Raw genomic sequence first — 16,483 nt, forward strand, 5'->3', positions numbered from 1 at the left:
ATACGTATGCAACTGGACGCAGCCGACAGCCCCGCGTCTACCATGGGGCCCAGGCACCTTGAGGGAGGGGCCGCGCCCGCCCGCCGGCAACGACGGTGCGGACCTACAACGCGTGCAGAGAGGGAGGGAGGCCGACGGGCGCAAGCCGGTCCGCCGCTTCGATGCTGAAGATCATTTGCCTGACCGCTGCCCTGGGGGCAGCGCTGGGATCGACCGCGCAGGCGGCCGACCTGCAATTCGACGGTCGCCATGCGCGCGCCGAAGCCGCTGCCAAGGGCAGCTTCGTGCTGCATGCGCCGAAGGGCGCAGTGCAGATCGCAGCCGCACCGATGCGCAGCCAGACCGGCAGCGTGATGTTCGATGCCCTGTTCGCGCTCGCCCAGCAGGAGATGTCCCAGGACCGCGTGGACGCGATCCGTGATCCGGCGTTCGACGAGGGCCGGCCGGTCCCGTGCGAGTGCTTCCAGACCGGTGCACGCTGGCCCTATGTGTGGACCCGTGATGTCAGCTTCGCCGCCGACCTGGCGCTGGCGCGGCTGGACCCGCAGCGCACCCGGCAGTCGCTGCAGTTCAAGCTGTCGGCAGCCCGTGACGGGCGTACGCCCGGCCTGTTCGTGGCGCAGGACACCGGTTCCGGCGGCAGCTGGCCGATCAGCAGTGATCGCGTGGTGTGGTTCCTGGCGGCACGCCATCTGCTGGAGGACCGAGCGTTTGCCGATCAGGTCTGGCAGGCGCTGCAGGGCACGCTGGCGCAGGACCGCGCGATGGTGTTCGACGCGCAGATGGGCCTGTACCGCGGCGAGACCTCCTTCCTGGACTGGCGCGAGCAGACCTATCCAGACTGGACCCGCGAGGACGTGCGTTTCATCGGTGATTCCTACGCACTGTCCACCAACGTGCTGCACTACCAGGCACTGCGCCTGGCCGAACGCCTGGCCGAGCAGCACGGCGATGCCCGCGCGACCGACTACAGGGCCTGGGCCGATGCGTTGGCGCAGCAGATCAATGCGCGCTTCTGGCGCGAGGATATCGGCCAGTACATGAGCTACATCGGCGAGGCCGCGCACCCGGTGCCGTACGCCAAGGTCGATCTGCTCGGCCTGTCGCTGGGCATCCTGGCCGAGGTGCTGCCGCCCGAGCGCGCGCGGCGTGCGCTGGCGGCGTATCCGATGGGCCCGGCCGGCAGCCCGGTGGTGTGGCCGCAGGAGGCGCAGCAGCCGATCTACCACAACCGCGCGATCTGGCCGTTCGTCAGTGCCTATTCGCTGCGCGCGGCGCGCCAGCTGGACGATGCACCGCGCATCGCCGCCGAGATCCGCTCGCTGATGCAGGGCGCCGCGCTGGCCGGTTCCAACATGGAGAACTACGAGCTGGTCAGCCAGGCGGTGCATGTTGACGAGGGCGTGCTGAGCGGCCCGGTGGTCAACTCCGAACGCCAGCTGTGGTCGGTGGCCGGCTATCTGTCGATGGTGGTCGAGGGCGTGTTCGGCGTGCAGGACGATGGCCGCGTGCAGCCCAAGCTGCCGGCCGTGCTGGTGCCCGAACTGTTCGGCAATCAGCGCCGCATCTCCCTGGAGGCCGATGGCAGGCGTTATGTGCTGGAGCGACCGAAGCAGGTGGGTGATGGCCTGCTGGTGGCGGGCAAGGTGAAGACCCGTGGCGCCACCACCACCGTGCAGCTGGTGCCCGCCGCAGCGGCGCCACGCAGCGCGGCGACGACGGCCGACGCAGATGCGCGCGCACCAGCCACGCCGGCCGCACCGCAGGTGCAACGCAAGGGCAGGGGCTGGAATGTCGTGGTCGCTGCAGGCCAGGTGCTGTGGCAGGACGGCCGGGCGCTCGCCGCCAGCAATGGCCTGGCACGCATCGGTGACGATGGCCTGCAGCATTGCCTCAGCCTGACCCGGCGCGACGGTGCAATTGAATCGCTGCACAGCCCGATGGTCTGCGTCGGTCCGCAGCAGCGACTGAAGGGTACGCAGCGCTGGCAGTTCACCTCCGCCAGGGCCGGGCAGGTGCGCCTGCGCCTGCAGTACCGCAATCCGAACGGGCCGATCAACACCGGCGTCACCGCTGCGGTGAAGCAGCTGGTGCTGCAGTGCCCGGGCCAGCCGTTGCAGCGGCACACCGTCACCCTGCCGCACAGCGTGGCCGTGCAGGACTCGACCTCGGCGACATTCACGGTGCCCAAGGGCCGATGCACGGGCACGCTTGAAGAAGGCTTCAACATGAGCGCGCTGCACCACTTCGCGCACTACACCGGGGGCAAGGGCGGACGCGATGGCGTGCTCAACCAAGCCCAGGTGCAGGCGCTGATGGTGGCGCCGGTGGCCGCGGCAGAGGGCGCACGATGAATCGTACCGCCAAGCCGCAGCTGTCGTTCTGGCAGATCTGGAACATGTGTTTCGGCTTCCTGGGCATCCAGTTCGGCTTCGCCCTGCAGAACGCCAATGCCAGCCGCATCTTCGAGACGCTGGGCGCGGACATCGACGCGGTGCCCGGGCTGTGGATCGCCGCGCCGCTGACCGGCCTGCTGGTGCAGCCGGTGATCGGTTACCTGTCCGACCGCACCTGGACGCGCTGGGGGCGCCGCCGTCCTTATTTCATGATCGGAGCGGTGCTGACCACGCTGGCGCTGCTGGTGATGCCGAACTCGCCGACGTTGTGGATCGCCGCCGGCACGCTGTGGGTACTCGATGCCTCGATCAACGTGTCGATGGAGCCGTTCCGCGCCTTCGTCGGCGACCAGCTGGCGCCGCGCCAGCGTCCGGCCGGTTATGCCATGCAGAGCTTCTTCATCGGCGTGGGCGCCATCGTCGCCAGCTTCCTGCCGTTCATCCTGGCCCACTTCGGGGTCGCCAATACGGCCGCCGCAGGTGAGGTGCCTGATACCGTGCGCTATGCGTTCTACTTCGGCGCGGTGGTGCTGTTGGCGGCAATCACCTGGACGGTGGTCAGCACCCGCGAATACTCACCGGCGGAGCTGGCCGGTTTCGATGACGCCGAACCTCCGGCACATCACGCAGCGGCGCCGATCAGCGGCCCGGCGCCCTGGGTGCAGGTGGCTGCATGGCTGGGGCTGGGCGTACTGCTGGCGCTGCTGATCACCTGGCGGCAGGGCGACCGGATGCTGTACGTGCTGGCCGGCCTGTGTGCCGGCTATGGCCTGCTGCTGGCGCTCGCGCGTACGCTGCCGGCCACGCACATGCTGGCCGCCATCGTCGGCGACCTGCGCGCGATGCCGGTCACCATGCGTCGCCTGGCGTGGGTACAGTTCTTCTCGTGGTTCGCGCTGTTTGCGATGTGGATCTACACCACCGCCGCGGTGGCTGGCGCCCATTTCGGTTCGACTGAACCAGAGTCGGCGGCCTACAACGAGGGCGCCAACTGGGTGGGCGTGCTGTTTGGCGCCTACAACGGGTTCGCCGCGTTGGCGGCGGTGCTGATTCCACTCATGGTGCGTGCGATCGGCCTGCGCTGGAGCCACCTGGTCAACCTGTGGCTGGGCGGTGCCGGCCTGGTCTCGCTGATGTTCATCCGCGACCCGCACTGGCTGCTGCTGTCGATGGTCGGCGTCGGCTTCGCCTGGGCGTCCATCCTCTCGCTGCCGTATGCACTGCTGTCCGACAGCGTGCCGGCGTCGAAGATGGGCGTGTACATGGGCATCTTCAATTTCTTCATCGTGATCCCGCAGCTGGTGGCGGCCAGTGCACTCGGCTTCGCCCTGCGCACGTTGCTGGGCGGCCAGCCGATGCATGTGCTGGTGCTGGGCGGCTGCAGCCTGTTCATTGCCGGCCTGTGCGTGTTGTGGGTTCCGTCCCGTCCGGAGGTGGTGTGATGCGTGCTGCGTTGTCTGTTGCTGTTTCCTTGATGCTGCTGGCCGGCCATGCGGCGGCCGCGCCGCGCCCGGACTATGTGGGCACCACCGAACCGTTCGCCAGCGATGCGGTGTACTTCGTGGTCACCGACCGCTTCGTCAACGGTGATCCGTCCAACGATCACCGTGACCAGGGCGGCGTGCACCGCACCTTCGATATTCCGGTGCCATGCCCGGACAAGGTGGACGGCAACATCGGCTATCTCGGCGGCGACTTCCGCGGCGTGCTCGACAATGCGCAGTACATCCGCAACCTCGGCTTCGGCGCGGTGTGGATCACGCCCATCGTCGACAACCCGGACGAGGCCTTTACCGGCAGCAAGCCGATCAGCTGCACCAGCACGCTGACCGACCGCGGCAAGACCGGTTATCACGGCTACTGGGGCATCAACTTCTACAAGCTCGATGAGCACCTGCCCAGCAAGGACCTGGATTTCGCCGGGCTGACCAAGGGCCTGCACGGTGCCGGCTTGAAGGTGGTGCTGGACATCGTGGGCAACCACGGTTCGCCGGCCTGGACCATGCCGACACGGCAGCCGCAGTTCGGCCAGATCTTCGACAAGGACGGAAAACTGATCGCCGACCACCAGAACCTGCCGCCGCAGGAACTGGATCCGAAGCACAACCCGCTGCACGCGTTCTACAACAGCATTGGACCGGTCGACAGCAAGGACGGCTCGATCTTCGACGGCAACCTGGCCGAGCTGTCCGACTTCAACCAGGACAATCCGGCGGTGATGGACTACCTGGTCGGTGCTTACCTGCAATGGACCGCGCAGGGAGTGGATGCGCTGCGCATCGACACCATCGGCTGGTTGCCGCACCCGTGGTGGCATGCCTTCGTCAAGCGCATCCGCGCCGAGCACCCGGGCATGTTCATGTTCGGCGAAGCGTTCGATTACGATGCCGCGCGCATTGCAGAGCACACCTGGCCGGCCAACGCCAACGTCAGCGTGCTCGACTTCCCGTTGCGCGGTGCGCTGGAGCAGGCGTTCGGCACCGCCGGCAAGGGCTTTGAAACCCTGGCCGAGCCGCTGCACCTGAGGGGTGGGCCGTATGCCAACCCGTACGAGCTGATGAGCTTCTACGACAACCACGACATGCCGCGCCTGCAGGCCAGTGACAACGGCTTCATCGATGCGCACAACTGGCTGTTCACCGCGCGCGGCATTCCGGTGGTCTATTACGGCTCGGAGACGGGCTTCATGCGTGGCCGTGCCGAGCATGCCGGCAATCGCGCTTACTTCGGCCAGCCGCGTGTGGATGCTGCGCCGAAGAGTCCGATCTTCGCGCCGCTGCAGCGTATCGCCCGGCTGCGCGCAGCCACTCCGGCGCTGCAGCGCGGCCTGCAGGTGAACGAGCGCCTGCAGGGTGATGAGGCGGTGTTCTTCCGCGTGCTGCAGCATGGCGAGGTGGCGCAGACCGCGCTGGTGCTGCTGAACAAGGGCGACAGTGCGAAGACCTTCACCGTGGCGCGGTACGTCCAGGCGGGCCGCTGGCGTGATGCGCTGGACGGCGGTTCGTTGCAGGTGGATGCTTCCCTGAAGGCCGAAGTGCCGGCGCACGGGGTGAAGGTGTACGTGCTCGATGCCACCGTGCAGCACCCGGCGCTGCAGGCCGAGCTGGACAAGGCGATGGCCGACCAGCGGGCGCGGGACGTGCGGCTGGGGCGGTAGTGCCGGCCGCTGGCCGGCAACCCATGAATCCATGGCACCTTCAGGTGCCGGCCAGCGGCCGGCACTACCGGGGTGACCATATCCGGCACAATAGGCCCCCCTCACGCCCCGCCGTATCGCCATGACCGACCTCGCCCCGCAGACCCCGATCGAAACCCTGCTGAAGGCGGCGATGGACGGGTCGGTGCCGATCCGCGCCTTCATGGAGGCCTTCGTCGCCTCCGAGGTGGTACTGCTGACCGGCAGCCTGGTGACCCCCGATGGCAGCGGCTTCGACCCGCTGCTGTTCGACAAGCAGGGCACCCTGCACGTGGCCGTGTTCACCGATCCGTCGCGGGTGGGCATCTACAGCCAGCAGGCCGAACACCAGATCCGCTGGCGGATGCTGGACGTGCTGCGCCGGGTGCCGGGTGGCTACGGCGTGGTGATCAACCCCGGTACCCCGCTGGGCTTCGAGATCTCGCCCAGTGGCGTCGGCGAGATCCTGAAGGACTTCGCCCAGGGTTGATTGTCATGTAGAGCCAAGCCCATGCTCGGCTGCCGTTCGCGCAATGCCGGATCAGTCGAGCACGGCTCGATACTACAGAGAGCTTCCCTTCGGGCACCGTACGTGATCCCCTTTGGACTACATCGGGATCGAGGCTCTCTCCATGGAATTCAGCGAATCACCCGCCGACGCACCGGCACGATCGCGCCATTCCCGCTCCGCACTGGTCTTCCTGTTCGCGGCCATCGTCGCCGCACTGGTGTCCATGCCTGTTCTGCGTGCGGTGGGCCTGGTGCTGTGGCCGGTGTTCGCCATTGCCTGGCTGATCAACCTGGGGGCGGCCTGGCATCTGGGCCAGTGGGCGCGCCAGCAGGGCCGTCCGGCGTGGGCATTCGGGTTGCCGGCGGTGCTTGGCACCGTCGCCTCGATCGTGGTCTTCGTGCTGCTGGCGTTGCTGGGGCCGAAGGCCCCGGTGCGCTGAACCTTCGCGGTTGTCGTGGACGGTGTGCGGGGCAGGGCTCGGCATTACAGCAAGGCCAAGCCAAGCCCGCACGCGTCGCGCGGAGCACCGGCACATCGGCCGGCGCCCCGTTGCTTCACATCGTCACCTTGCGCCGGTTGTCATCGCTCACCCGGTCGATCAGCTTGTTGTAGGGATCGAAGCCTGCTTCGTCCGGCTTTTCATCCACCGTCACCGTGATCTTCGGCGCGGCGCTGGTGATGTGGTGGCGCTGCAGGTACAGCACCTTCTGGTCGCGCTCCTTGCCCGACGGTCCGGTGGCGAACACGCCGATCTCGACCCAGTCATCCATCTTCGCGTCGCTCTCCCTGCCCTTGCCATCGGCGTACTGCTTGGCGGCATGCAGGTCCAGGGTCACGTCGTAGCGGCCGTCAGCACGTTTGCGGGCGCTGGCGGCCATCACCCGGTTGTCGTAGAAGCTGATCTTCTCGAACAGGTCGGTGACCAGCTGCTGGCGGTCGGCCGGGGTCTCGGCGCGGATGTAGCCCAGCAGCTCGCGTGAGGTGGTGTACGGCGGCTGCTGGTAGCCCTTGTCCTGCAGGAAGCGCTTCAACGCACGGTTCAGCGCCTGCTCGCCGATTTCCTCGCGCAGGCGGTAGAACACCAGCGAACCCTTCTGGTAGTGGATGTACTGCTGGTTTTCTACGCGTTCCAGCGGCTGTTCCTCGATGGCTTCGCCACCGCGGCCGGACAGGTAGCCGTCCAGTTCGCGCTTGAGGAACTGGCGCATGTGCTGGCGGCCGTATTCCTGCTCCATCACCATCAAGGCCGAGTACTGCGACAGCGATTCGGACAGCACGGTCGCGCCCTGCACGTTGGCGCCGATCACCTGGTGCGCCCACCACTGGTGCGCGATCTCGTGCGCGGTCACGTAGAACACGTAGTCCACCTTGTCCGGGTCGCGCAGGTCGGCGATGAAACCGATGGCCTCGGAATAGGGGATGGTGTTGGCGAAGGACTGCGCGAAGCGGGCATAGCCCGGGAATTCGATGATGCGTACCTGGCGGTGCTGGTACGGGGTGAAGTTCGCCTCGTAATAGGCCAGCGACTTCTGCACCGCCTCGATCATCCGGTCCACGTTGTAGCCGTGCGCCGGATCGAAGTAGACCTCGATCGGGATGTCCTTGTACTTCGCCTTGCGCACCTCCCAGCGTGCCGATAGATAGGCATAGAAGTTCAGCATCGGCCGGTCCATGGCGTAGCTGAAGCAGCGCCGACCGTTGACCGTGGTCTCGCGCTGCAGGTAGCCCGGGGCCAGCGCCACCTGGTCCGGTGCGGTGCAGACCGTGGTGCGGAAGTCGAGCCAGTCGGCATCATTGGCAATGTACGTGTTGGCACGCGCGGCGTCGTCCTCCAGCCTGGGCATGCGCCGCGGCTCACCCAGGCCGCGCTTGCGCCGCTCGTTGCGGTCGCTGATCTCGGCGCCCTCGTTGTAGCCGAACGAGGGCAGCACGCGGCTGTTGAAGAAGGTGCCGTTGTCCACGATGTTGCTCGGCGCCAGCCCGGCGGTGATGCCGTTGGGTTTCTGCACCACCCGGAAATGCACGCTGCGGGTTTCGCCCGGCTGCAGCGGCTTCTGCAGGCGGTAGATGCGGTAGCCGAGATCGGCATCGTGCAACGACAGCGTCTGCCCACCCAGGTCGACGTCGACCAGCTGCTTGTCATCGCCTATCGAGACATGCACGTCCTGGATCGGCGTGGCATGGGTATTGCGCACCGTCCAGTTCGCATCGATCACCATCGACTGCGATTCCGGGAACAGGTCCACGCGGTTGTCCACCGCCACGATGCGCGGCTGCGGCTGGGTGCGGTACTTCGACAGCTCGCGCTCGTAGCGGGCCTGCAGGTCCAGCTGCTGGTCGGGCGAGATGAACTCGTTGCGGATATTGGTGCTCCAGTACAGCCAGCTGCCCACGCCGGCGAAGGCCAATGCCGCAAGTCCGGCGAAGACGCCGGTCGGGCCGCGCAGGCGGCGGCCGGCCAGGGCCAGGCGCTGGCGCAGGCCCTGGCTGACACCGCGCACCCAGAGCGCCGATGCCAGGCACATCAGGGTCAGCAGGAACAGCGCCCAGTAGCCCTGGAACGCCAGCTGCCCCGGCAGGAAGTGGCCGTAGCCGTTCATGTCCGAATAGGGAGCGTTGGGCCAGCCACCGAAGGTGTACAGGTTCTGCGTGTAGTCCAGCATGCCGAGCACGCCCTGGCCGATCATCACCACGATCAGCAGCGCGTAACCGACGAACTTGTTGTTGGTGAGCACCTGCAGCACCAGTGCCAGGCCCCCCATCAGGATGTAGATCACCGAGTCCAGCGCCAGGCTGCGCAGGTACAGCAGCGGCTCCAGGTGGGTGTAGCCCTTGACCAGCTGCACGCCCATCGCCGCCAGTGCACCGGCGGCCTGGAAGCAGATGATCACTGCCAGCAGTGCGGTGAACTTGGCCAGCAGCGGTACCCAGTTCGGCACCGGCATGGCATCGGTCACTTCGTTGATGCGCGCGCTGCGTTCCTTCCACACTAGCTCACCGGCGAAGAACAGCACGATGATCACCAGCAGCCAGCTGAAGGCCCCCTGCAGGCCCATGATCATCTGCGAGGTGACCGGCCAGATCGAGGTGCCGTACAGGGTCTGCCGGAACAGCGCGTTGGGCAGGAAATTGGCCAGGCCCAGCACCAGCAGCACGATGAACGGCACGCTGCGCAGGACGCCGCGCGTGTCGAAGCGCACCTGGCGCAGGAACTGTTGCCACGCGGTGGTCGCGCTGAATGCCGGTACCACGCGCGGCAACGGGTTGCGGTTGGGCCGGAGGGCGGCGGCGTCGGCAACCGGCTGCGCCTGCCGGCGGCCCCAGCGACGACGGCCGCTGCCGCTGCGCTCGGTGCGGAACAGGGCGAACGTGGCGGCGAACAGCAGCGCCGTCACGCCCAGCCACAGGGCACGGTTGGCCAGCAGGTAGCCCGCCAGGCCGGGAACGCCGCTGTTGTGCTCGGCGGTGGACCAGTAGCGGATGGTGCGCGACAGGGCGCGCATGCCCAAAGGCTCGCTGAGCACCGCCAGCCAGGTGTTGTCGATGTCGCGCAGCACCGCCGCGCTGGCGCCGAACAGGACCAGGTAGGCCACCAGCCCGATGTAGACCCACAGGATTGAACGCGTGACCGCTGCCAGCAGTGACAGCAGCGCGGTGGTGAACAACAGGTTGGGAATGACGATGACCGCAAAACTCCAGGCATAGCCCTGCCAGCTGATCGGCCCCATGCGCTCGGCGTCCACCCAGGGCATGAACGGTGCCAGCCAGAGCCCGAAAGCGACCAGCAGGTAGAACAGCAGGCCGGTAGCCAGGGCGGCGGCGATGCGGCCGGCCAGGTAATCGCGGCGTTTCACCGGGCTGGCGAAGATCAGCTCGGCGGTGCCCAGTTCGAAGTCACGCAGCAGCGCATTGCTGACGAACAGGGCGGTGACCAGCATGCCGAGCAGGGTGAAGATGCCCAGCATCTGCGCGATCACGGTGGGCGCGTTGCTGTGCACGTTGCCGCTGCCACCACCGATCTGTACGGCGTCGCTGGACGCAGCGGCGAAGGCGAGCAGGGCGAACAGCCCGGCCAGCAGCCACAGCAGCGGGGAACGCAGCTGCTCGCGCAGCTCGAAACGGAAGAAATCGAGGATCATGGCGTGCTCCGCTCAGGCTGCTGCGCGAGCACGGGCCTGCAGGCGCAGGCGCTGGAAGTACACGTCTTCGAGGTCGGGAGCCACGGCCGCAAAGCCGTCGCCGGGGTCGTTGGCGCTGTGCACATGGATCACCGGGCGGCCACCGACCAGACGGGTCGACAGCACCACGTAGCGCGCTTCATGGTCGGCCAGCTCCGAAGGATCGACCTGCTTGCGCCAGACCTGGTGCTGCAGGGCGTTGATGGCTTCGCTGGGGCGGCCGGTCAGCAGCACCTGGCCCTTGTTCATGATCGCCATCGTCGGGCACAGGTCGGTCACGTCCTCGACGATGTGGGTGGACAGGATCACCGCTACGTTCTCGCCGATCGCCGCCAGCAGGTTGAGGAAGCGGTTGCGTTCCTCCGGGTCGAGGCCGGCGGTGGGCTCGTCGACGATCACCAGCCGCGGGTCGCCCAGCAGAGCCTGGGCAATGCCGAAGCGCTGGCGCATGCCGCCGGAGTAGGTGCCCAGCTTGCGCTTGCGGGCATCCCACAGGTTCACCTGCTGCAGCAGCCCATCGACCACCTCGCGGCGCTGCGCGCGTTGGGTCAGGCCCTTGAGCACTGCGAAATGCTCCAGCAGGTCCAGCGCGCTGACTTTCGGGTACACGCCGAAATCCTGCGGCAGGTAGCCCAGCCGACGGCGCACCGCGTCCTTGTCGCGCAGCACGTCGATCGGCGCCTCGCCCGGAATGCTGAGCGTCACCGTGCCGCTGTCGGCCTCCTGCAGGGTGGACAGCGTGCGCATCAGCGAGGACTTGCCGGCGCCGTTCGGGCCGAGCAGGCCGAACATGCCCCGCGGGATGTCCAGGGTGACGTTGTTGAGGGCATGCACGCCGTTGGCGTACGTCTTGGACAGCGAATCGATCTTCAGCATGCGACGTACACCTTTCCATGGGCAATGTCTGCGCGTTATCCGCGCAACCGCCTCCGTGCGCATCCGCCGTTGGTCATGGGGGGAGAATCCCGCCGTCGTGCGTTGGCCAGCGCGCCGGCCCAGCGGCGCCTTACCCGCGCAGGGATGATTCGCGCACCACCAGCTTCACCGGGATGCTCTGGCTGTCCACCGGCTGCCGGCCGATCAGCGCCAGCAGGCGTTCCACCAGCAGCTGGCCGGCCTGCTTGGTGTCCTGCTGCACCGTGGTCAGCGCGGGGGACACCGAAGCGGCCAGCGGGATGTCGTCGAAGCCGGTCACCGCCACGTCCTGCGGCACCCGCAGCCCGGCCTCGCGCAGGGCGCGCATCGCACCGATGGCGATCAGGTCGCTGGCCGCGCAGATCGCATCGATCGGCTCGCCGCGCGCCAACAGGGCCTGGCAGGCTTCCTGGCCGGAGGCTTCAGTGGTGATCGCATCGTGCTGCAGCGCCGGTTCGGCGGCCAGGCCGTGGTCCTGCAGGGCCGCGACGTGGCCGCGGTAGCGCTCCTGGAATTCGGGGTAGTGGCTGGAGGCATGGCCGAGGAAGGCGATGCGGCGGCAGCCCTGCTGCAGCAGGTGGGTGGTGATGTCATGCCCGCCCTGGAAGTTGTCGCTGCCGATCGAGACACCGGGCTGGCCGGGCAGGGCGGCGCCCCAGCGCACGAAGTGCGTGCCCTGTTCGACCAGCCGCTGCAGGCGGTCGCGCGATTCGTGATAGTCGCCGTAGCCAAGCAGGATGATGCCGTCGGCCTTGTTGCTGTCCTCGTAATCGGCCTGCCAGTCGGTGGACAGCTGCTGGAACGAGACCAGCAGGTCCTGCCCGTGCAGGGCGCAGGCGCGGGTGATCGAGCCCAGCATCGAATGGAAGAACGGGTTGATCAGCGAGTCGTCGTTGGTCGGGTCCTCGAAGAACAGCAGGGCCAGCGTGCCGGCATTGCGCAGGCGCAGGCTGGAGGCATTCTTGTCGACCTTGTAGTTCAGCTCGCGGGCAATGCGCAGGATGCGCTCACGGGTCTCGGCGTTGACCATCGGGCTGCCACGCAGGGCCCGCGACACGGTCGGCTGGGAGACCCCGGCCAGGTGGGCGATGTCCAGGGAGGTGGCTTTGCCTTTGATCGTCATGTGTGGGCGGAGCGGGCAGGTGGGAGGTGCCCGGGCATGATGCCATGCGCAGACGCGAATGCCCCTCCGGGCGTCGGCCTGGGCGCAGGTAAGTTATTGCCGGACAAGGAAATCAGCCTGATCCTTCGGTGCGGTCGGGGTCTCCTGACCGGGCGGAAGGCGGCGGCAATGGTAAGATGCGTCGTTCTCGCATTCCCCCAAATTTCACCAGGGGCGGCTCAGCGTACTGCACCCCGCCCGGGGCTGTGCTATCACTGGCGGTCTGCCCCTGGACAACGGACGAAGGTACCTATGGCGCGCGGCATCAACAAAGTCATCCTGGTCGGCAATCTCGGCAACGACCCGGACGTGAAGTACACCCAGGGCGGCATGGCGATCACCCGCATCAGCCTGGCCACCACCAGCGTCCGCAAGGACAAGGATGGCAACCAGCAGGAGCGCACCGAATGGCACCGCGTGGTGTTCTTCGGCAAGCTCGGCGAGATCGCCGGCGAGTACCTGCGCAAGGGCAGCTCGGTCTACGTCGAAGGCAGCCTGCGCTACGACAAGTACACCGGCCAGGACGGCGTGGAGAAGTACTCCACCGACATCATCGCCGATGAAATGCAGATGCTGGGCGGCCGCGGTGAAGGCGGTGGCGGTGGTGGTGGCAACTACGGCGGCGATCGTCCGCAGCGCCAGCAGGCGCCGCGCCAGGAGTACGGTGGCGGCGGTGGTGGCCAGCGTGGTGGCCAGGGCGGCGGCTATGGCAACCAGGGCGGCAACCAGGGCGGGGGTTACGGCAACCAGGGTGGCAACCAGCGCCCGCAGCCGCAGCAGGCGCCGCCGATGGACGACTTCGCTGACGACGATATTCCGTTCTAGAGGATACCTTTTAGTATCTGTTAACAAGGGCTCTTGGCGCATTTGCCAAGGGCCTTTTTTTGTTGTTAACGTTTTCCAGCGGCTGCCGATTTCCCGGCTTACCGACTACCTTTCGGAAACGTCAACATGGCCGCTGGCTACAGGGTGAAAACAGTTCGGTTCGAGTCTGGAGAGCGACTTCCGATGCTTCTCTGCAAGGAGTCGGGATCCCCTCTCTGGCATCCAAACCTATTTCTGGTTACCGAGCTTCGGGCAGTTGGCCTGGCCACGAACACGCTCGAGCACGCGGCCAGGGCTGTGATGATTGGCCATCAAGTGTTTCGTCATCTGGGTATAGACATTCACGATCGAATCAATGACGGTCGGCTCTTTACCCTAGGAGAGGTGGAGTTGCTCACCAAGCTGGTTGGATTGCGGCAAGAGGAACTCGACGCTCTGAGCCAGATGGATGAGTCAGCCCGAGCAGTGGTGTCTAGGGTCGTAACACTGGAGCAGGCCCGAATGCGCCCCACTGTGAAAGCGCCAGCGCAGGTGGGCGCCAACACGAAGGGAACCCGCATGGCATACATCCGGGACTACATCTCCTGGCTGACAGCAGGTCGGCGCCTGAAGCTAGAAGTGGGACATCCTCACAGCCACAGCTTGCTCGAGGCCACTCAAACATTCGTAAGCCTTATCAATGCCAGAATGCCCAGCCGCCAGTCCGCGCAGGCTAGCCGGCAGGGGGTAGACGCGGAGGTCCGTGCACGAATCCTAGAGGTCATTGATCCCGACAGTGCGGACAACCCGTGGAAGAACAGGCACGTCAGGGTTCGTAACCAACTCATCTTCCTCTGGCTACTCCTTCTGGGAGTTCGCAACGGCGAGCTGCTTGCTACCTACGCCAGTGACGTCAACATTCGGACCGGGGAGGTGACGATCGTTCGGCGGCCCGGCAATCCAGAAGAGCCGCGAAACAGCGCGCCGCTTGTTAAAACGCGAGGTCGCCTACTTGCACTGGGTCCTGATCTGGCGGAGTTGATTAAAAGTTACATCATGGGAGAACGAGCGAAGTTCAAAGGTGCGCGTCGCCATCCCTATCTGTTCGTGGCCACGGGAACAGGCCAGCCGCTGTCAAAGCCGGCGCTCAACAAGCTATTCAGGGAGCTGCGTAGCAAGGTGCCCGGTCTTCCTGATGACCTCTCCCCGCATGTCTTGAGGCACACCTGGAACGACGACTTCTCAGATCTCATGGATAGGCGAGGTGTGGCTGCAGGAGACGAAGAAAGGATGCGGACCCAGACGATGGGCTGGTCACCCAGGTCGAAGATGGCTTCGCACTACACGAAAAGGCACGTGCAGCGAAAAAGCAATGAGGCGTCGCTGGAGATGCAAGCCAAGTCCTTTAGTCGCCCAGTGAGGAGGAGCAGGTGAAACATGGCTCCGTATATCAGGAAGAAGCTGGCGAGGCGCGTGTACTCACTGTATGGGGAGGCAGTCGCACTAAGTCGGGCATCGAGTTCGATCCAAGTGCCGATATCTGGGCATACCGCGATGGTGTCAATAACGTTCATTTGGACTTCAAACAACTGCCAAACGCTTCGCCAGTGCTGGTCAGTGGTGCCAAGTCCGTATTGACGTGGTATGCAGAGAATCGCTCTCCCGACCATCTAAAGAACATGTTTCAAAGGCTGCAGCACTTCCTGCGTGCTACGCCTAAGGAAATTTCCAGCATCATAGCCGTAGATTTGCTGAACTATCGTGCAGGCCTCCATCAGTCGACGGAATGGTACTTGGGGGCCTTCGCAGGGTTCCTCCGCAAATGGGTCCAACTGGGCTACCCAGGGGTCGGTGAAGACGTCGAGCTGCTTCTCAAGCAATTGCGGCTCAAGGGCAATGACAAGGGTGTGTCTGTACTTACATGGGATCCACATGATGGTCCTTTCACCCATGTCGAAGAAGAAGCGCTGCAATCAGCGCTCAATCAAGCATATGCAAGAGGTGATGTGTCTACGGCAGATTTCACCCTTGCGTGGCTTTTTATACTATTGGGTCAGCGTAGCAAGCAGTATGCGTCCTTAAAGGTCTGCGATGTTAGGGTGGAAACAGATACTGATGGGATGCTGAAGTATTCTATTCAGATGCCAAGCGCCAAGAAAGGTGCCACGTTTTCGCGTGCTCAGTTCGTAGAACGCCCGCTTGTCGAGCAGTTTGGTGAGCATCTCAGTTCGTACGCTGAGAGCGTTCGCGCACGCTTCTGTTCGATCCTAGACGATGCGGGGCAAGCCCCTCTCTTTCCCTCTGTGCGCTCGAAGGGGGGTGCCCAAGGATTTGAATTCCATCGGACTTCCGTCATGATTGGCCGGACGATTACGGCCGTTCTCGAAAGCCTGTCAGTCGTCTCCGAGCGCACGGGTAAGGCGATGAGCATAAGCGGTGTCCGATTCAGGAGAACGATCGGAACGCGAGCTGGAGAAGAGGGCTACAGTCCTTTGGTCATCGCCCGACTTCTCGATCACACAGACACCCAGAATGTTGGCGTTTACTCGGCCAGTTCGCCTGCAATCATCGAGCGCATTGATCGTGCCATTGCCATGGAGATGGCTCCCCTGGCCCAGGCGTTCGCGGGAACGCTTGTGGAGGGATTGGGCGAGAATACGTCGAAGCGCGTAATCGATCTGCGTATTGATCGAAGCGGTTCCCCTATGGGCGATTGTGGAACACACGGATTCTGCGGATTCAATGCTCCGATCGCCTGTTACACCTGCACCAGCTTCGAGGCGTGGATGGATGGGCCACATGAGGCGGTACTACAGCACCTGCTTGACCAGCGTGAAAAGCAGCTCAGGGATTCTGATAAGCGCATCGCTTCCATCAATGACCGAACCATATTCGCAGTTGCGGCCGTGATAGAGGAATGCCGCCAGGCTAAGGTGCGTCGTTGCTCACTCGGTGGAGCTAAAGCCTGTGGCTAAAGTAGTTCTCTTCCAGCCGCGTAGTGAGCGAAATGCCGAGCAAAATGTCTCTGCGTTTATCGCTCTGTGCCGGAATGAGTTGACCATCTTTGGTGCCGAGCTTGCCTTCGATGAAATGGCATGGGAGATCACGGATTCTGTCAGAATCAAAGCTAAGCGAGGCGCGTTTCGCGCTATTTTTAGCTCATGGGAATCAGTTAACGAGCGCGTACCACGCCCGATGCCCGAGCCCTTCGGTTCGTTCGCCAAGTCCTACCTTCGATATCAGCATGGGATGCGGCCAACGAAGTGTATAGGGTTTCGGCTCGCCTCCCTGCGAGCATTGGCGGCTGTACTGGAAGATCAGGGGGCTTGTAACGTCGCATCT

The 16,483-nt window shown here is 65.0% G+C and carries 11 protein-coding genes; 8 read left to right on the forward strand and 3 right to left on the reverse strand.

What is annotated here, in order from left to right:
- The first annotated feature begins 161 nt into the window (after positions 1 to 161).
- The 5 genes from AC5P5W_RS00820 to AC5P5W_RS00840 all read left to right on the forward strand — a co-directional run bounded on the left by AC5P5W_RS00820 (position 162) and on the right by AC5P5W_RS00840 (position 6,521).
- Entirely contained in the window at positions 162 to 2,354 is a 2,193-nt protein-coding gene (locus AC5P5W_RS00820; protein ID WP_495220764.1) for an MGH1-like glycoside hydrolase domain-containing protein, read from the forward strand.
- Positions 2,351 to 3,838 carry an MFS transporter gene (locus tag AC5P5W_RS00825; protein ID WP_049404963.1) on the forward strand — a complete coding sequence of 496 codons (1,488 nt, stop codon included), beginning with the start codon at positions 2,351 to 2,353 and terminating at the stop codon, positions 3,836 to 3,838. Before AC5P5W_RS00820 ends, AC5P5W_RS00825 begins: the two co-directional genes overlap by 4 nt.
- Positions 3,838 to 5,553 (forward strand): alpha-amylase family glycosyl hydrolase, encoded by a 1,716-nt coding sequence (locus AC5P5W_RS00830; protein WP_197576159.1) that lies wholly within the window; start codon positions 3,838 to 3,840, stop codon positions 5,551 to 5,553. The genes AC5P5W_RS00825 and AC5P5W_RS00830 overlap by 1 nt, the downstream gene beginning before the upstream one ends.
- Positions 5,554 to 5,674: 121 nt before the next feature.
- A complete protein-coding gene (locus AC5P5W_RS00835; protein WP_062606668.1) occupies positions 5,675 to 6,061 on the forward strand; it encodes an SseB family protein in 387 nt (128 codons plus the stop codon).
- 142 nt (positions 6,062 to 6,203) lie between these two features.
- A complete protein-coding gene (locus AC5P5W_RS00840; RefSeq protein WP_197574586.1) occupies positions 6,204 to 6,521 on the forward strand; it encodes a hypothetical protein in 318 nt (105 codons plus the stop codon).
- 115 nt (positions 6,522 to 6,636) lie between these two features.
- On the opposite strand, the gene AC5P5W_RS00845 is transcribed toward AC5P5W_RS00840, so the two are convergent.
- From AC5P5W_RS00845 to AC5P5W_RS00855, 3 genes are all read right to left on the reverse strand, one after another.
- Positions 6,637 to 10,221, reverse strand: a complete 3,585-nt coding sequence (locus tag AC5P5W_RS00845; protein ID WP_197574587.1) for a M1 family aminopeptidase — start codon at positions 10,219 to 10,221, stop codon at positions 6,637 to 6,639.
- A gap of 12 nt (positions 10,222 to 10,233) precedes the next feature.
- Positions 10,234 to 11,136, reverse strand: a complete 903-nt coding sequence (locus AC5P5W_RS00850) for an ABC transporter ATP-binding protein (RefSeq protein ID WP_046429400.1) — start codon at positions 11,134 to 11,136, stop codon at positions 10,234 to 10,236.
- Positions 11,137 to 11,266: 130 nt separating this feature from the next.
- Entirely contained in the window at positions 11,267 to 12,298 is a 1,032-nt protein-coding gene (locus AC5P5W_RS00855; RefSeq protein WP_014646297.1) for a LacI family DNA-binding transcriptional regulator, read from the reverse strand.
- Positions 12,299 to 12,589: 291 nt separating this feature from the next.
- Here AC5P5W_RS00855 and AC5P5W_RS00860 point away from each other — a divergent pair, with 291 nt between their 5' ends.
- From AC5P5W_RS00860 to AC5P5W_RS00870, 3 genes are all read left to right on the forward strand, one after another.
- Positions 12,590 to 13,162, forward strand: a complete 573-nt coding sequence (locus AC5P5W_RS00860) for a single-stranded DNA-binding protein (RefSeq protein WP_043034165.1) — start codon at positions 12,590 to 12,592, stop codon at positions 13,160 to 13,162.
- A 126-nt stretch (positions 13,163 to 13,288) separates the two neighbouring features.
- Positions 13,289 to 14,575, forward strand: a complete 1,287-nt coding sequence (locus tag AC5P5W_RS00865) for a tyrosine-type recombinase/integrase (RefSeq protein ID WP_262238502.1) — start codon at positions 13,289 to 13,291, stop codon at positions 14,573 to 14,575.
- Positions 14,572 to 16,116: a site-specific integrase gene (locus tag AC5P5W_RS00870; protein WP_495220767.1), complete on the forward strand. Its 1,545-nt coding sequence runs from the start codon at positions 14,572 to 14,574 to the stop codon at positions 16,114 to 16,116. The genes AC5P5W_RS00865 and AC5P5W_RS00870 overlap by 4 nt, the downstream gene beginning before the upstream one ends.
- Positions 16,117 to 16,483 lie beyond the last annotated feature (367 nt).

The organism is Stenotrophomonas sp. YJH_SMC_123, from assembly GCF_059368215.1.

Excerpts from the sequence above, each read along its gene's own strand:
- AC5P5W_RS00825 (WP_049404963.1), top strand. The coding sequence starts at position 2,351 with ATGAATCGTACCGCCAAGCCGCAGCTGTCGTTCTGGCAGATCTGGAAC.
- AC5P5W_RS00850 (WP_046429400.1), bottom strand. The coding sequence starts at position 11,136 with ATGCTGAAGATCGATTCGCTGTCCAAGACGTACGCCAACGGCGTGCAT.
- AC5P5W_RS00845 (WP_197574587.1), bottom strand. The coding sequence starts at position 10,221 with ATGATCCTCGATTTCTTCCGTTTCGAGCTGCGCGAGCAGCTGCGTTCC.
- AC5P5W_RS00840 (WP_197574586.1), top strand. The coding sequence starts at position 6,204 with ATGGAATTCAGCGAATCACCCGCCGACGCACCGGCACGATCGCGCCAT.
- AC5P5W_RS00860 (WP_043034165.1), top strand. The coding sequence starts at position 12,590 with ATGGCGCGCGGCATCAACAAAGTCATCCTGGTCGGCAATCTCGGCAAC.
- AC5P5W_RS00830 (WP_197576159.1), top strand. The coding sequence starts at position 3,838 with ATGCGTGCTGCGTTGTCTGTTGCTGTTTCCTTGATGCTGCTGGCCGGC.
- AC5P5W_RS00865 (WP_262238502.1), top strand. The coding sequence starts at position 13,289 with ATGGCCGCTGGCTACAGGGTGAAAACAGTTCGGTTCGAGTCTGGAGAG.
- AC5P5W_RS00820 (WP_495220764.1), top strand. The coding sequence starts at position 162 with ATGCTGAAGATCATTTGCCTGACCGCTGCCCTGGGGGCAGCGCTGGGA.
- AC5P5W_RS00855 (WP_014646297.1), bottom strand. The coding sequence starts at position 12,298 with ATGACGATCAAAGGCAAAGCCACCTCCCTGGACATCGCCCACCTGGCC.
- AC5P5W_RS00835 (WP_062606668.1), top strand. The coding sequence starts at position 5,675 with ATGACCGACCTCGCCCCGCAGACCCCGATCGAAACCCTGCTGAAGGCG.